This is a genomic window from Geobacter anodireducens (assembly GCA_001628815.1).
Lineage (GTDB): Bacteria > Desulfobacterota > Desulfuromonadia > Geobacterales > Geobacteraceae > Geobacter > Geobacter anodireducens.
In genome coordinates, this window is the sequence record CP014963.1 from 630,944 (window position 1) to 648,028 (window position 17,085).

General features: G+C 64.6%; 9 protein-coding genes and 4 pseudogenes. 10 read left to right on the top strand and 3 right to left on the bottom strand.

Going from position 1 to position 17,085, the window contains the following annotated elements; genetic code table 11:
* Positions 1-12 precede the first annotated feature (12 nt).
* The 10 genes and pseudogenes from A2G06_03005 (at position 13) to A2G06_03050 (ending at position 12,920) form a co-directional block, all read left to right on the top strand.
* On the top strand, positions 13-495 hold the full coding sequence (locus A2G06_03005) for a dihydrofolate reductase (protein ID ANA39518.1): 483 nt from the start codon (positions 13-15) through the stop codon (positions 493-495).
* Positions 492-1,640 (top strand): hydrolase, encoded by a 1,149-nt coding sequence (locus A2G06_03010; protein ANA39519.1) that lies wholly within the window; start codon positions 492-494, stop codon positions 1,638-1,640. The genes A2G06_03005 and A2G06_03010 overlap by 4 nt, the downstream gene beginning before the upstream one ends.
* Position 1,641: 1 nt before the next feature.
* Positions 1,642-2,634 carry an alcohol dehydrogenase gene (locus A2G06_03015; GenBank protein ANA39520.1) on the top strand — a complete coding sequence of 331 codons (993 nt, stop codon included), beginning with the start codon at positions 1,642-1,644 and terminating at the stop codon, positions 2,632-2,634.
* A gap of 409 nt (positions 2,635-3,043) precedes the next feature.
* Entirely contained in the window at positions 3,044-3,487 is a 444-nt protein-coding gene (locus A2G06_03020; GenBank protein ANA39521.1) for a hypothetical protein, read from the top strand.
* A gap of 65 nt (positions 3,488-3,552) precedes the next feature.
* Positions 3,553-4,283, top strand: a pseudogene (locus A2G06_03025) (DNA repair protein RecO).
* A gap of 265 nt (positions 4,284-4,548) precedes the next feature.
* Complete coding sequence (locus A2G06_03030) at positions 4,549-5,427, top strand: glycine--tRNA ligase subunit alpha (GenBank protein ANA39522.1); 879 nt, start codon at positions 4,549-4,551, stop codon at positions 5,425-5,427.
* A 1-nt stretch (position 5,428) separates the two neighbouring features.
* Positions 5,429-7,491: pseudogene (locus A2G06_03035) on the top strand (glycine--tRNA ligase subunit beta).
* A gap of 117 nt (positions 7,492-7,608) precedes the next feature.
* A pseudogene (locus A2G06_03040) lies at positions 7,609-10,274 on the top strand (pyruvate, phosphate dikinase).
* Positions 10,275-10,431: 157 nt separating this feature from the next.
* The gene (locus A2G06_03045; protein ANA39523.1) at positions 10,432-10,632 is read left to right on the top strand and encodes a cold-shock protein; all 201 of its coding nucleotides are present in this window, start codon (positions 10,432-10,434) and stop codon (positions 10,630-10,632) included.
* A gap of 199 nt (positions 10,633-10,831) precedes the next feature.
* A pseudogene (locus A2G06_03050) lies at positions 10,832-12,920 on the top strand (chemotaxis protein).
* Between the two features lie 12 nt (positions 12,921-12,932).
* Here the strand turns inward: A2G06_03050 and A2G06_03055 are convergent.
* From A2G06_03055 to A2G06_03065, 3 genes are all read right to left on the bottom strand, one after another.
* A complete protein-coding gene (locus tag A2G06_03055; GenBank protein ANA41579.1) occupies positions 12,933-14,633 on the bottom strand; it encodes a chemotaxis protein in 1,701 nt (566 codons plus the stop codon).
* A 121-nt stretch (positions 14,634-14,754) separates the two neighbouring features.
* Positions 14,755-16,029: a hypothetical protein gene (locus A2G06_03060; protein ID ANA39524.1), complete on the bottom strand. Its 1,275-nt coding sequence runs from the start codon at positions 16,027-16,029 to the stop codon at positions 14,755-14,757.
* Positions 16,030-16,407: 378 nt separating this feature from the next.
* Positions 16,408-17,064 carry an acylpyruvase gene (locus A2G06_03065; protein ANA39525.1) on the bottom strand — a complete coding sequence of 219 codons (657 nt, stop codon included), beginning with the start codon at positions 17,062-17,064 and terminating at the stop codon, positions 16,408-16,410.
* Positions 17,065-17,085 lie beyond the last annotated feature (21 nt).

Sequence of the window (17,085 nt, forward strand, 5' to 3'; positions counted from 1 at the left end):
GGGCCGGATTCCATGCGCGTCACCCTTATCGCGGCCATGGCCGAAAACCGCGTCATCGGCAACCGGGGGGCCATCCCCTGGCACCTGCCGGACGACCTGGCCCGCTTCAGGGCCATCACCCTGGGGCACCCGGTCCTCATGGGGCGCAGGACCTTCGAGTCAATCGGCCGGCCGTTGCCGGGGCGGCTGAACATCGTCCTCTCCCGCCGGGAAGGCTATGCCCCGCCGGGGTGCCTTGCTGCGCGGGACCTGGCCGGGGCACTGGAACTGGCCCGGGGCGCGGCGGAGCTTTTCGTCTGCGGCGGCGGCGAGCTCTACCGGGAGGCGCTGCCCCTGGCCGACCGGATCCTTCTTACCCTGGTACGGGGGGAGTTTCCCGGCGACGTCACCTTTCCGGAGATCCCGGCTGATTTCGTGGAAACGGCGCGGGAGGAGGGGGCGGGGGAGCCGGCCCACCTGTTCCTGGCCTATGAGCGGAGGAAAGAGGCCCCATGAGCACCGAACCACGCAGGTTCTCCGTCTTCCTCGTCCCCGCGGCCGGGGACCGCCGGTGGGCGGATGGAGTGATCCACGAACTGGCCGACCGCTACGATACGCTCCCCTTCGAGCCCCACGTGACGGTCTACGGCGGCGCGTTCAGCAACGATGCCGAACTGGAGCCGGTACGGCGGGCTCTGGCGGATGCGGCGGCCGGGACGGGCCCGATCACCCTGCAGGTGGCAGGGCTCGGCGTGACCGAGGAATACTTCCGGTCCCTGTTCGTATCGTTCGGAGAAGACCCGGCGCTCCGGCGGCTCCACGAGGCGGTCAAGGGCGCGGTGGCGCAGGATTCGGGCTACCTGCTCGTCCCACACCTGTCGCTCTTCTACGCTGACCTGCCCCTGGCGGCCAAGGAGACCGCCGCCCGCACGGTGGCCCTGGACCGGCAGGAGATGCGCTTCGACCAGGTGAAGATCGTGGTCCCCGATCCGGTCACCGGCTGGAGCGACGCCCGGCGCTGGCAGACCCTCTTCCGGCTGCGGCTGGGGGCCCCGGCGGAGAAGGTCACGACGGTTATTTTCGACTATGGCGGGGTGCTGGCCGAGGAGGGATTCCGGGAGGGGCTGTTCGAGCTTGCCCGGCGCCAGGGGCTCGATCCGATCGCGGTGCACGGTGCCGGCATGGAGGCGGTCTACGCCAGCGGTTACGTCCTGGGCACGGGAAGCCAGTCGGCATTCTGGCAGTCGTTGCGGGAACGGACCGGGCTGCGGGGGAGCGACCGGGAGCTGTCGAACCTGATCCTCGACCGTTTCGTGCTCCGGCCCCGGATGATGGAGACCGTCCGGGCCCTGAGGGCGAAGGGGTATCGGACCGCCATCCTCAGCGACCAGACCGACTGGCTCGAATGGCTCGACCGGCGCGACGGCTTTTTCCGGGAATTCGATCGGATCTTCAACAGCTACCGGCTGGGCAAGGGAAAACGGGACCCTTCGGTGTTCGACGACGTGGCGCGGGAGCTGGGCATCGCCCCCGGCGAGGCGCTCTTCGTGGACGACATGCTCGCCAACGTGGTGCGGGCCGAAAGCCGGGGGATGCGGGGCATCCTGTTCGAGGACGAGCCACGGTTCGAGCGGGACCTGAAACGGTACACGGAGGTGTAGCATGCGCGCCATGCTGTTCCAGGAGGTGGGAAAACCGCTGCGGCCGGTCCGGGTGCCGGTCCCCGAGCCCGGGCCGGGCGAGGTGCTGCTCAAGGTCCACGCCTGCGGCATCTGCCGGACGGATCTTCACATCGTGGACGGCGAGCTGACGGAGCCCGCGCTGCCGCTCATCCCCGGCCACCAGATCGTGGGGAGCGTGGCAAAGCTGGGTGACGGGGTCGAGCGTTTCCGGGAGGGGACGCGGGTGGGGGTCCCCTGGCTCGGCGCCACCTGCGGCGCCTGCCGCTACTGCCGGTCGGGACGGGAAAACCTGTGCGACCACGCCCGGTTCACCGGCTATCAGCGCAACGGCGGCTTTGCCGAGTTCACCGTTGCCGATGCCCGCTTCTGCTTTCCGATCCCCGGGGGATACCCGGACCTCCAGGCGGCGCCGCTGCTCTGCGCCGGGCTCATCGGCTACCGCTCTCTGGTCATGGCCGGTGAGGGGGAACGGCTGGGCATTTATGGCTTCGGCGCTGCGGCCCACATCGTGACCCAGGTGGCCCGCTTCCGGGGATGGCGGGTCTACGCCTTCACCCGTCCCGACGACCAGGCCGGCCAGGCCTTTGCCCGGGAGATGGGGGCGGTCTGGGCCGGGGCCTCCCACGAGCGGCCGCCCGAGGAGCTTGACGCCGCCATCATCTTCGCGCCAGCCGGGGAACTGGTGCCGGCGGCATTGCGGGCGGTGGGCAAGGGGGGCGTTGTGGTCTGCGGCGGCATCCACATGAGCGACATTCCGCCGATCCCCTACGATATCCTCTGGGGGGAGCGGAGCATCCGTTCCGTGGCCAACCTGACCCGGCGCGACGGGGAGGAGTTTCTCGCCCTGGCGCCGAAGGTGCCCGTCAGGACCGAGGTGACCGCCTATCCCCTCAGCGCGGCCAACGAAGCCCTCGACGACCTGCGGAGCGGGCGCATGCGGGGCGCCGGCGTCCTGGTGATCGACGAGGGATAGCCGGGAGAGGGGTGTATCACCCCATCCCGGTTGCCTCGCCAGCACGGCTCCCCTGCGCCGTGGGCATGGCTCTGCCCCTGCCCTGCGGCTCGATTTCGCCCCCAGGTCAGGGTGCTTGAGCACGAGGATGAGGCGTGATGGCGTCGTTTCAGGGTGGTGACAGAATTGGTCGTCCTCGGTCTTGCTTTCGTATGTCTGTCGGTCATTTGGCGTAAATAATACCGTGTGATTCCCTGGTGCAATGGGTGTGGCGCCATGTGTAGCATGCCGTATTGCCTGCATTATGCCCATGATTGCAATATGCTGTTGTACGCGGCTATTTTGGTTGTTTCGCTGGCCTGATAATTGAATTGCTCCGTTCGCACGGCATGGGTTTCCTGCCCCGGCATGTCAACGAACGAGGCACGTCATGACAGCAACGAATACGACGGAATGGTTTGTCAAGGGAGTCGAAGCCCTTCACCACGACCACGTCTATCTGGCCCGTACCTGTTTCGAGCAGGCGGTGACGGAGCGGCAAACGCCACTTTCCTCGTCCTATCTCGCCCTCTGCCAGGCCAAAACGCGGGGAACCTTTTCCGACGCCATCGCCCGTGCCCGGGAGGCCGTGGCGGCCGATCCGGCGAACCCGACCCTCCACCACAACCTGGGATGCATCTACCTGCTGGCAGGTAAGCGGACCGAGGCGATCGATGCCTTCCGCCAGGGGCTGCGCATGGGGGGCGGGGAGGACATCATCGTCGAGCTGGACCGGCTCGGCACCCGCCGCGCTCCCCCCATCAAGCGTCTGTCCCGCAATCACCCCGTCAATAAGTTCCTGGGGATCATCCTCTCCCGGCTAGGCCTGCGGTAGTCCGCCCGCGCCGTCCGTTCCCGCGGGGATTGACCGCCGGGGGACGGAGGTGGTAGGGTTGCCCCATGCATCCCATCCGCTGCGAAGCCGTTGTGCTCGCCACCATGGATTATCGGGAGAGCGACCGGATCGTCACCCTGTTCACGCTCTGCCACGGCAAGGTGCGCGGCCTGGCCCGGGGCGCCCGCAAGAGCATGCGTCGCTTCGGAGGCGCCCTGGAGCCCTTTGCCCGCCTGAACGTGGAACTGGTCGTCCGGGAGGGGCTCTCGTCCCTGCGCGGCGTGGACATTGTGACCGTCTTTCCCCGCATCCGGCAGGATCTGGCCGCCATCGGCCACGGCGGGTATGCCGTGGAGCTGGTCGACCGCCTCCTGCCTGACGGTGCGCCGGTTCCCCGACTGTTCCGGCTCCTCGTTTCCTATCTGGAGCACCTGGACCAGGGGGGTGCCACCCCCTCGGACCGGCGCTTTTTCGAAGCCAATCTGCTGAATATCCTCGGCTACCGCATTGCCCTCGATACCTGTGCCGGCTGCGGCGTCGATCTTCCCGCCGATTCGGCCCGGCGTGCCGGTGCGGGGGGCGCGGTGCTCTGCGCCGGCTGCGGCCGCTACGGCGCGCCGTTGTCGGCGGAGACCGTCCGTCTTCTGCACCGGTGTCTGGGCACCGGGCGGTTCGGTGCCGTTGCCTTTTCCCCCGAGGCCCTCGGCGAAGCGGGCCGCTCCTGGACGGCGCCATCGGGACCCATCTCGCCCGTCCTCTTAATTCCCTTGCCTTTTTGCGCCAGTTGGCCCCGTGACGTCGCTGCAGCCCTGCATCCGACACCCCGCAGGGGGGCGGACGAATGGGCGCGAGTGCGGCAGAGCGCGGGTATTCCGGGGGCTGCTTGGTTTCCTGGCCTGATGGATTGCGGGTTGCGGCGGATTAAATTCTTGACAGGGTGGGAGAAGCATTGTAATCTCGTGAGCTCTAATTGTGCGTAACTTGGACGCTTTTTCATTTTGGCCAAACCCTGTTTACGCACGATAAAGCTATTTTCATTTTATGCCAGGGGAGGAACCACCTTGACCTTCCAGGATCTGATTCTCGCCCTCCAGGGATACTGGGCGCAGCAGGGATGCGTTATCCAGCAGCCCTACGACACCGAAAAGGGTGCCGGCACCTTCAACCCAGCCACCTTCCTCCGCGTTCTCGGCCCCGAGCCGTGGAACGTTGCCTACGTGGAACCGTCCCGCCGCCCCACCGACGGGCGCTACGGTGAAAACCCCAACCGCCTCCAGCACTACTACCAGTTCCAGGTGATCATGAAGCCGTCCCCCGTGAACATTCTGGATCTCTATCTGGATTCGCTCCGGGCCTTTGGCATCGATCCCGCGAAGCACGACATCCGCTTCGTTGAGGATGACTGGGAGTCGCCGACCCTGGGCGCCTGGGGCCTGGGCTGGGAGGTGTGGCTCGACGGCATGGAGATCACCCAGTTCACCTATTTCCAGCAGGCCGGCGGGATCGATCTAAAGCCGGTCTCGTCGGAGATCACCTACGGCTGCGAGCGGATCGCCATGTACCTGCAGGGGGTCGACAACGTCTACGATCTGGAGTGGGTCAAGGGGGTGAGCTACGGCGACATCCACCACCGGACCGAGGTGGAGTTCTCCACCTACAACTTCGAGGAAGCGGACGTGGACATGCTCCTCACCCTGTTCACCATGTACGAGAAGGAATGCGTGCGCCTGGTGGAGCGCGGTCTCGTGCTCCCGGCCTACGATTTCGTCATGAAGTGCTCCCACACCTTCAACCTCCTGGATGCCCGGGGGGCCATCTCGGTCACCGAGCGCGCCTCCTACATCGGCCGGGTCCGCAATGTGGCCCGTCTTTGCGCCGAAGGCTACCTTAAGCTCCGCGAAAGCCTGGGTTTCCCGCTGCTGAAAGGAGGACGGAAGTAACATGAGCAAGGAACTGTTTCTCGAAATAGGCACCGAGGAGATCCCCGCCGGCTTCCTGCCCAAGGCCATGGCCGACATGGAGGCCATCGTCACGAAGGAGCTGGAGAACGCCCGCCTTGCCTTCGGCGAGGTGAAGACCTTTGCTACCCCCCGTCGCCTGGCGCTGGTGGTGAAGGGGCTGCCGACCGTTCAGCCCGATGCGAGATTACCGCCCTGGGGCCGGCCAGGAACATCGCCTTCGGTCCCGACGGCACGCCGTCCAAGGCGGCCGAGGGCTTCGCCCGTGGCCAGGGGGTCGACGTGGCGTCCCTGACTCTGGTCTCCACCGAGAAGGGCGAATACGTGGCCGCCGTCCGCAAGGAGAGCGGCCGGCCGGTGCCGGACCTCCTCGCCGAGATCCTGTCGCGGCTGGTGGGGGGCATCCCGTTTCGCAAGTCCATGCGCTGGGCTGATCTGGACGTGCGTTTCGCCCGCCCCATCCACTGGATCGTGGCCCTGTTCGACGGGGTCGTCGTCCCCTTTGCTTTCGGCAGCGTCCAGAGCGGCAATGTCTCGCGGGGCCACCGGTTCATGGCCAACCAGCCGTTCCCGGTCCGTGACTTTGCCCACTACCTGGACGAGTGCGAGCGGCACTTCGTGATCCCCGATCCCGAGCGGCGCAAGGAAACCATCCGCCGGGAGATCCATCGGGTTGCCAAGACCGCCGGCGGCCATCTCCTCCCCGACGAGGGGCTCCTGGACGAGGTGACCTACCTGGTGGAGTACCCCAGCGTGGTCCACGGCACCTTTTCCCCGGACTTCCTCAAGGTCCCCCGCGAGGTGCTCATCACCTCCATGCGGAGCCACCAGCGCTACTTCTCCATCGTTGACGACGCCGGCAAGCTCATGCCCGGTTTCATCACCATCAACAATACCCTGACCGAGGACCCCTCCGTGGTGGTCAAGGGGAACGAGCGCGTCCTGCGCGCCCGCCTCTCCGACGCCCGCTTCTTCTTCGAGGAGGATCAGAAGGTGAAGCTGGAGACCCGGGTGGAGTCCTTGAAAAACGTGGTCTACCAGCAGAAGCTCGGCACCTCCTACGAGAAGATGGAGCGCTTCCGCGCCCTGGCCGAGGGACTGGCCGACCTCCTCAATCCGGCGGTGAAGGCCAAGACAGCCCGGGCCGCCTTCCTCTGCAAGGCCGACCTGGTTTCCGGCATGGTCGGCGAGTTCCCCGAGGTACAGGGGATCATGGGCCGTGAGTATGCCCTGCTCCAGGGCGAGGACGCCGAGGTGGCCGCCGCCATCGCCGAGCACTACCTCCCCACCCAGGCCGGGGGGGACCTCCCCGCATCAGACATCGGCGCTTTCGTCTCCATCGCCGACAAGCTCGATACCATCTGCGGCTGCTTCGGGGTGGGGCTGATCCCCACCGGTTCGGCCGATCCCTATGCCCTGCGCCGTTCGGCCCTGGGCATCATCAACATCATTCTCGACCGGGGCTGCCGCCTCTCGCTGGAAGGAGAGATCGGGAAGGCCCTGGAACTCCTCTCCGCCAAGCTGACCCGCCCCGCCGCCGAGGTGATGGCTGATGTGCTGGAATTCTTCCGGGGCCGGTTCGTGAACCTCATGGCCGACCGCTATCCGGCCGATGCCGTGGACGCGGCCATTGCCGCCGGCTTCGACGACCTGGTGGACGCCGAGGCCCGCATCGGCGCCCTGGCCGCCTTCAAGGGGCGTCCGGATTTCGATTCCCTGGCCGTGGCCTTCAAGCGGGTCTGCAACATCGTCAAGGAGGGGGTCGATCAGCCCGTGGCTGCGGCCCTGTTCCAGGAGCCGGCCGAGGGTGCCCTGTTCGCGGCGTTCCAGCAGGTCCGCGCCGACGTGGAGGCCCGCACCGCCGCCGGCGACTACTTGGCCGCGCTCACCGGCATTGCCGCCCTCAAGGGCGCCGTGGACGACTTCTTCGACAAGGTGATGGTCATGGCCGAGGACGAACGGGTCAGAACAAACCGGTTAGCACTGCTGACCGGGGTCGCCCGGCTCTTCGGAGGGGTCGCGGACTTCGCGAAGATAGCCGCCTAGCTCATGCTAGGCGGTTTTTTTGTTTTAATTTCCCTAAATACCGCTTGAGCAGTATTAAAAACAGTTTATCGTAGCTGAACGGGTTTGACCGTCAGTAAAAACTCAAGGAGGCGTGCAATGGCTGGCAAGTATGTTTACTTCTTCGGCAATGGCCAGGCCGAAGGAAAGGCCGAGATGAAGAATCTGCTGGGGGGCAAGGGGGCCAACCTGGCGGAGATGACAGCGATCGGGCTCCCGGTCCCGCCGGGATTCACCATCACCACCGAGGTCTGCACCTACTACTACGCCAACAACCGGAGCTATCCGCCGAGCCTGGCGGCCGAGGTTGCCGAACACCTGAAGAAGATGGAATCTCTCATGGGGCGCACCTTCGGCGACCGGAACAACCCGCTTCTGGTGTCGGTCCGTTCCGCGCCCGGGCTTCCATGCCGGGTATGATGGATACCATCCTGAACCTGGGACTCAACGATGAGACGGTCCAGGGGATCATCGCCCAGAGCGGGGACGAGCGCTTCGCCTACGATGCCTATCGCCGCTTCGTGCAGATGTACTCCGATGTGGTCATGGGCATGGACAAGGACCTGCTCGAACACCTCCTCGAGCAGAAGAAGGATGAGAAGGGGGTCCACCTGGACACGGACCTCACCGCGGCCGACTGGAAGGAACTGGTCGGCAAGTTCAAGGCAAAGATCCGCGAGACCATCGGCAAGGAGTTCCCCGAAGATCCGCAGGAGCAGCTCTGGGGCGCCGTGGGCGCCGTGTTCGGCTCCTGGATGAACCAGCGGGCCATCACCTACCGCCGGCTCAATAACATTCCCGCCGACTGGGGCACCGCGGTCAACGTCCAGTCCATGGTTTACGGCAACATGGGGAACGACTGCGCCACCGGCGTTGCCTTTACCCGCGACCCCTCCACCGGCGAAAACTATTTCTACGGCGAGTACCTGGTGAACGCCCAGGGCGAGGACGTGGTGGCCGGCATCCGGACCCCGCAGCCCATCAATCGGGCCAACAGCAAGGACACCACCCTCCCGGCCATGGAAGACGTGCTGCCCGAGTGCTACCAGCAGCTCGTCCAGATCCGCGGCATCCTTGAGAAGCACTACAAGGACATGCAGGACATCGAGTTCACCATCGAGAAGGGCAAGCTGTTCATGCTCCAGACCCGCAACGGCAAGCGGACCGCCAAGGCGGCCATCAAGATCGCCGTGGACATGGTGCGGGAAGGGCTCATCGACGAGAAGACCGCTGTGCTGCGAGTGTCTCCGTCCCAGCTCGACCAGCTCCTCCATCCGTCCCTTGATCCCAAGGCCCAGAAAAGGGTCATCGCCAAGGGCCTTCCCGCCTCCCCCGGAGCGGCCAGCGGCGAGGTGGTCTTCACCGCGGACGAGGCCGAGGCTGCCGCCCGCCTGGGGCTCAAGGTGATCCTGGTCCGGGTCGAGACGAGCCCCGAGGACATCCACGGCATGCACGCGGCCCAGGGGATCCTCACGGCCCGCGGCGGCATGACCTCCCACGCGGCGGTGGTCGCAAGGGGCATGGGCAAGTGCTGCGTTGCCGGCTGCGGCGACATCAAGGTCGATTACGCCGGGAGCCAGTTCGCCACCGCCAAGGGGCAGGTGGTCAAGAAGGGGGATGTCATCACCCTGGACGGCTCCACCGGCGAGGTGATGCTCGGCGAGGTGCCGACAGTTCCGCCGCAGCTTACCGGGGACTTCGGCACCCTGATGGAGTGGGTGGACCGCTTCCGCAAGTTGAAGGTGCGAACCAATGCCGACACCCCCAACGATTCGCGGGTGGCCCGCGAGTTCGGCGCCGAGGGGATCGGCCTCTGCCGCACCGAGCACATGTTCTTCGAGGCGGATCGGGTCGCCGCGGTGCGGGAGATGATCCTCGCCGAGGACGTGGAGGGGCGCAAGAGGGCCCTGGCCAAGATCCTGCCCATGCAGAAGGGTGACTTCGTCGGCATCTTCCGGGAGATGAAGGGGCTGCCGGTCACCATTCGCCTGCTGGATCCGCCGCTCCACGAATTCCTGCCCCACGAGGACAAGGACATCGATGCCCTGGCCAAGAGCATGGGGGTCACGGCCCAGTCGCTCAGGGCCAAGGTGGACTACCTCCACGAGTTCAACCCCATGCTCGGACACCGTGGCTGCCGGCTGGGGCTCACCTTCCCGGAGATTTACGACATGCAGGTGCAGGCCATCATGGAGGCTGCCTGCGAACTGACCAAGAACGAGGGGTTCAGCATCGTGCCCGAGATCATGATCCCGCTGGTGGGCGTGGTGACCGAGCTTGCCCGTCTGCGGGAGAACACGGTGCGCGTATGCGAGGAGGTCATTGCCGCCTGCGGCGTCAAGGTCGACTACCTCATCGGCACCATGATCGAGCTCCCCCGGGCCGCCCTCACCGCCGACGAGATTGCCCGGGAGGCCGAGTTCTTCTCCTTCGGCACCAACGACCTGACCCAGACCACCTTCGGCCTCTCCCGGGACGATGCCGGCAAGTTCCTGCCGTTCTACGTGGAAAGCGGGCTGCTGGAGGAGGACCCCTTCGTCTCCCTGGACCAGAACGGGGTCGGCCAGCTCGTGAAGGTGGCGGTGGAAAAGGGGCGCGCCACCCGCCCCGACATCAAGCTCGGCATCTGCGGCGAGCATGGCGGCGACCCCTCGTCAGTCATCTTCTGCCACCGGATCGGCCTCGACTATGTGTCCTGTTCGCCGTTCCGGGTGCCCATCGCCCGGCTCGCGGCGGCCCATGCCGTCCTGGATGAAGCGAAGTAGCAGCGTGCGTCAGCGGGGGAGACAGGGTCTCCCCTGCTTTTTTCCGGTCAAATATCAGCTTGACAGGCCGTGCGTATTGGTGCTAGAAAGCGAAAAATTCGTCCGGGCTCACCCAAAGCCCCATTATGCCGCTGGCAGTAACAGGAGGAGATGAGTAATGGCTAAAGGTGTGGTGAAATGGTTCAATGACAGCAAGGGGTATGGCTTCATCGAGCAGGAAAACGGCGAGGATGTGTTTGTCCATTTCTCCTCGATCCAGGGCGACGGGTTCAAGACCCTGGTCGAAGGACAGGCGGTGACCTTTGATGTGGTCCAGGGGGCCAAGGGACTTCAGGCGGCCAACGTTATGAAGGCGTAGGCATTACAGCCGCAAACGGTTGCACATTGCGAAGCCCCGGGGAAACCCGGGGCTTTTTTACGTGCTCGTGGGCCGAGGATGGGGGGTGAGCGTGGAAGCGTATTCATTTGGATAAAACAATTTTTTAAATAATTAAAGGTATGGGGAGGTCTGCCGATACAATAGGATAAGTATACGCCACGGTCAGAAGGAGCCCGCCATGTTTCGAACGAGACTTGCTTTCAAGGTTCTCGCCATCATCGGTATAACCCTGTTCTTGGGGTTTGCCGCCCTCGGCATCACCTCTATCTGGCTTGAATACAATGCCATTATGGATCTTCAGACCCGCAACACCCGGGGGCTCTCGACCCTCGTGGTCCGTGACATCGGCGAGCTCATGACAGCGGGGGACATGGCCGTTATCGAGCGCTACGTGGCCGATGTGCGGGGCAAGGGGGCTGTCCTGGACCTGCGCATTTATGATACCGCGGGGAGACCGGCCGGTACCAGCCAGGATGCGCCGGACGGGGAGGTGCAGGCGGCCCTTGCGTCCGGGACTGCTGCGGAAAAGCGCCACAAGGTGGATGGGCGGCACGTGCTGAGCTTCATCGTTCCCCTGGCCAATGAGGTGCGCTGTCAATCGTGCCATGGCAGAGCGACCGCTTCAACGGCGCCATGCTCCTCACCACGTCGCTGGAGGAGGGGTACGCCGGCGCCCGGAACCTGACCCTGGCCCTGGCCGTGGTGGGCGTGTGCTCGTTTTTTCTCCTTCTTGGCGTAATGTACCTGTTTTTCCAGCGGACCATCATCCGGAACATCGGCGAGATATCGCGGCGGGTGCAGGAGATTGCCCGGGGCGAAGGGGATCTCACCGCCGCCGTGCCGGTGCGCTCCAGCGACGAGCTCGGGATGCTGGCCGAGGGGATCAACCTGCTGGTGGCCAAGCTCCGTGAGATTATCTCGGGCCTGTATCACCAGGCCGGGCACATTGCCATTTCCGCCTGCCGCACCATCAAGGAAACCGAACGGCTGGTGACATCCACCCACGAGCAGAAGGATCTGTCCACGTCAGTGGCGGTTGCCTCCGAGGAGATAGCGGCGACTCTCAATGATGTGGCCGTCAACACCCAGCGGGCAGCCCAGTTGTCCCTTTCCGTGGACCGGGCCGCCCAGGGGGGGATGGCCACCGTGACGGAGACCGCCGAGAGCATCGACCGGATCAGGGACAGCGTCATGGCAACGCTCGACACCATGGACAAGCTGCAGCAGTCGTCGGGCCAGATCGGAGAGATCGTCGGCATCATCGGCGACATTGCCGACCAGACCAATCTCCTGGCGCTCAACGCGGCAATAGAAGCGGCCCGGGCCGGGGATTCGGGCAAGGGGTTCGCGGTGGTGGCCAATGAGGTTAAGGTGCTGTCGGACCGGACCGCTTCCTCCACCCGGGAGATCGGGACCATCATCAGGAGCATTCAGGCGGAGATTCGCGCGGTTGTGGCATCCATTGCCGAAGGGAAGGACAAGGTCGAGGTGGGCGTCGAGCGGTCAACCTCGGCGCGGCGGCAGTTGGAGGATATCCTGCGCCTGGCGGCTGAGTCCACGGACATGATCAACCAGATCGCCACGGCCACGGAGGAGCAGAGCGCCACCACCGGCGAGATCTCCGAGAAGATATCCCAGGTTTCGGGTACGGCCGAACGGGTAAACGGCCAGATGGAGCAGACGGCGGGGATCTTCCGGGAGCTTTCGGAGACCGCCGAGCAGATTTACGGCACCGTGGGCCGGTTCAAGGTGGGGACTATCATGATACGGTCAAGGGGTTGGCGTCGGAGATGCGGGACCGGGTCGCCGCAACGCTTGAGCGGGCCGCGGCGGATCGGCGCACTACTCTTGATGCGCTGTTCAGCACCGAGTACACGCCGATCCCCGACACCTTCCCCCAGAAGTACAGCACGCCCTCTGACCGGCTCTTCGACGAGATCATTTCGCCGATCCAGGAGGAGATCCTGGGGCGCGACAGCGGCATGTACTACGCCATATGCGTTGACCGGCGCGGCTACTGTCCTTCCCACAACCTCCGCTATTCGCGCCCCCTCACCGGCAACCGGGAGGCGGACAATGAGCATAACCGGACCAAGCGGATTTTCGATGATCGCACGGGGCTTCGGTGCGCGGGCAATACGGGGAGCTTCCTGCTGCAGACCTACCTGAGGGATACGGGCGAGGTGATGAATGACCTGTCGGTGCCGATCGTTATCGGCGGCAGGCACTGGGGCGCCGTGAGGATCGGCTACCGGGCCGACGATTGAGGCCGGCCACGGCTACCGGACCTTGAAGCCGGCCATGGCTTCGGTGAGACCTTCCGCCTGGCGCGCGAGGCGGGAGACGGCCTCTTCCATGAGCCGGGTCGTATCGAGACCGTTGACCGCGGTGGTCTCCATGTTTTCCACTGCCTCAACGATCTTCTGGCTGTTTTCCGCCTGAACCTGGGATGCCTGGCGGATGGTCGAGATCATGCGCGTCACCCCTTCGCTGGAGCGGACGATGTGGGTGCTGGTGTCGCGCTGCTCCCGGGTGGAGGTGAAGACGCGCCCCGTGAGGCTCTTCATGCGGTCCGCCGCCTCGGTGATCAGCTCGGTGCCGTGGGCCTGCTCCTGGGTGGCGCGCACGATCTGCCCGACCATTTCCGCCACCCGTTCCATGGCCCGGCGCATGTTTTCGCTGCCCTGGGCCTGTTCCACGGTGGTCCGCGCGATCTCGCCCACCTGATCGGCTGCCATCTTCACCCCGTCCACGATCTTTTCGAGCGCCTCCCCCGAACGGTAGGAGAGCGTTTCCCCCTCCCCGATCCGGTCTTCCGCCTGCTTGATGGCCTGAACCGCCCGCACCGTCTCCTCCCTGAGTCCGGAGATGATATCTGCTATTTCTCCGGTGGAACTGGTGGTCCGCTTGGCAAGTTCCTTGATTTCGTTCGCCACCACTGCGAACCCCTTGCCGTGTTCCCCTGCCTGGGCGGCGATGATGGAGGCATTGAGGGCCAGGAGCTTGGTCTGCTCCGCAATCTCGTTGATGACCGAGATGATGGTGCCGATGTCACCGACCCGGTGAGAGAGGGTGGTAATGGTGTCAGAGGCGCTGCGGGAGGAACGGCGGATCTCGCTGATGCCCGAGATGGTCCGATCCACCGAGTCCCGTCCCAGTTCCGCGTCGCGCAGCACCTCTTCCGAAATGGCAGCGGTTTCCAGGGCGCTTTTTTCCACCTGCTTGATGGACAGGTCCAGTTCGGCCACCAGGGAGGCGGTGCGGGAGGCATCCTCCATGAGCACCCCGACGCTTCTGCCGATCTCCTTTTCCGCGGCCGCCATCTGGATGATGGATGAGCTCACCTCGTCCACCTCCCGGGCAAGCCCTTCCATGTGTTCCGCCACCACCTCGATGCTCGTCGACATCTGGACGATGGCGGCGGCATTCTCGGAGGCCGTGCGCGACAGGCTTTCCACTGACTGGGCGACCTCGTTCACCGATCGGTCAATGGCGCGGATCCCGTCGGTGGTCCGCTGCACTGCCCCTGTCTGGACTTCCGCCGTGTCGAGCCCGCGCTCAACCGCGTCCTTGACCGTGGCCGAGATGGCCCGCAGCTCTTCGACGGCCTCCTTGACCCGGGTAACCGTTCCAGCCAGGCGGCCGAACATGGCATTGAAGTTGTCGGTGAGCAGCCCCAACTCGTCGGACGATTCATCCGTGACCGTGACCGTGAGGTCTCCTTCGGCCCCCCGGTCCATGGCAGATGCCAGATTGTTGACACGAGCCACCAGTTTTCTGGCGGAAAGCATCCAGAGAGCGAAGAGCGACAGCAGGGCGTTGCACCCGAGCATGCCTGCCAGAAGGTGCGCATGTCCCTTGCCGTAGCCGGCTGCTGGTGCATAGGTAAGCGCCAGGACCGCTCCCGTCGTTCCCACGGCGAGGCCGGCGGCGAGCGAAAAACGAATGAGTCTGGACCCCAGGCTGAGATTCTTTGCCACGGCAATCTCCCGGTATATGGTGGTGGTGAGGTGCGCGGAATGCTGACGCGATACGTCAAGTTGCGAGGTTGTATGCAAATGGCATTCCTGATATGGCGTTCGGGTAAAGGCCGGAACAGCGTTATCCAAAAGAGTAAACGCGCGCTCCTTCCTGGTAGAGTTCGATGGGGCCATCTTCGGAAACCTTGATGACCTTCCCCGAAAAGGAAGCTGCCGTGGCCGCGGTGGTGCGACCGCCGCCGGTCACCAGTTCCCGGGCGTGGGAGGTGTCGATGATGACCCCTGTGTCAAGCAGTCTGCCGCGGCGGCTGAAGACGGTCATGCCGTCGGACGAGAGGAGCCGCACCAGTTCGCCCGACTGCTTGAGCTGGCTGATGGTCTTTCCTTTCACCCGCTTTGCCAGCATCATGCCGAGTGGGTCGTCGCCCCCCACCGAGCCCCGCTTGAGGCGGGCGAGTTGCCGGTCCCCCCGTTCCAGGATCAGGACCACCGTGCCGTGGCGGGTTTTGGAGAGGGTATAGAGGGTCCAGGCAAGTTCCTCGATTTCCTCCGGATCGAGGCAGCCGGCCAGGAACGAGCGGAAGATGTCCGGATCGAAGATGCCCCATTGCCCCCTGCGCCGCACCAGAAGCTTGTCGGGGCAGATGATGGCTTCGATTTCCGATGACTCGTTGACTTTGACCGCAAAGGCCCCGGCCCCGGCGTTCCGGAGCAGGGCAAAGACGCTGCGGTGGGCGTTGCGGTCCACCTCGTCCCGTTCGGAAATGCCGCTGGGCTTGACGATGCCGGTGAGCTGCATCTGAACATTGGCGGCAAACAGCGAGTTGGCTCCATCGATGAAGCGGTAGGTGAGGGGATTGTCGAAGAGGGTGGGCGCCAGCGCCTGCTGGGGATTCAGGTCGAGCCATGCGCACTTCTGATGGCGCACCCGCTTGCGGAATTCCACCAGCGTCGTCCGGTACACGAGGAAACCGGTGGTGGCGGGCTTCCCCTCGTAGCGCTGGTAGGAGAGGTTCTTGAGGAGCTGGATCAACTGCTGGATGGACCAGAACGCCTTGCGGTGGTCGCCCCGGAGGAAGCGGGCCACCGTGATGTCCATCAGAGAGGCCAGGAGTGCGGTGCGGAAGTGAGCTGCATAGCCCTCCTGCCTGAAGCCCGAGTAGAGCACGGCAAAGGCGGCCACCAGTTCGCCGCAGAAAATCTCCTCGGTGCGGGTGAAGGGAATGGAGTGCCGGCACGCCGAAAAGAGGTAGGTGACCTCATCGACGACCATGGGTTTGCGCAGGACGTGCCCCCCCTCGGCCTCTTCCTCTCCCGGCCCCGTGAGGGCAACCCGGGCTCCGCCGAGCAGCCCCTGGAGGCTCGGCTTGATGGCATCGAAGACGTCTATGGGCATCGGCGCTCCGCTGGCTGTAAGGTCAATAGCATCGGTACCATTCTATCACCGGGCCGGTCAACTACAATACGTGTCTTTCCGGCGCCGGGAACCACCGGGCCGGTTGCCGTCAAAGAAAAAGGGGAATGGATTACCCATTCCCCTTTTCAGTGGCTCAGTCGCCACAACCGCAAGAATGCATCTCCCGTCCGCCAAACGGCGCTTTCCTGCCGCACTTCTGGCACCGCCAGAAGAGACCGCCTCACCCCGGCAGCAGGAGCATAAGCCCCTGACATTCGGGGCAGCTTTTCTGTGTTTCCATGGAAAACCCCCGACAATTATTCACCCGCTGACAGAGGGGTGTCTGCAAAAACAATGTCAATAATGTGCTAATTTGTATTATGTAACGGCTACCCGGAGCGCCGCCACGCCGACAACCTCGGCTTCCACGGTGTCTCCCGCCACGAGGGGGCCGACGCCTGCAGGGGTTCCGGTCAGGATCACGTCTCCCGGTTCCAGCGTGAAAACTCCCGACATGTAGCTGAGGATCTGGGGAATCCGGTGGATCATGAGGGAGGTGGAGCCGTCCTGGCGCATCTCTCCGTTCACCCGGAGGGTAATGCGCAGGTCGTGGGGGTCGGCCACCCGGCTCGCCGGAACAAAGGCTGAAAGGGGGCAGGAGGTGTCGAACCCCTTGGCGATCTCCCAGGGCAGTCCCTTCTTCTTTAATTCGGCCTGCACGTCCCGCAGGGTCAGATCAATGGCAACTCCGTAGCCGGCCACATGCTCCAGCGCCCGTTCGGGCGGGATGTCTTTTCCCCCTTTTCCGATCAGCAGCGCCAACTCGGCCTCATGGTGGCATTCGCGCGAATAGGAGGGGATGATGATGGTTTCCCCGTCACCGATGACCGCCGTGGCGGGTTTCATGAAAACAACTGGCGCGTCGGGAGTCTCGTTGCCCAACTCCTTGATGTGCTCGGCGTAATTGCGGCCGATGCAGAGTATCTTGCCGATGGGAAACTCATTCCCCGACGGGGAAAGCCTGGCTGTTTTCATCTCGTGCCTCCTTGGGGTGGG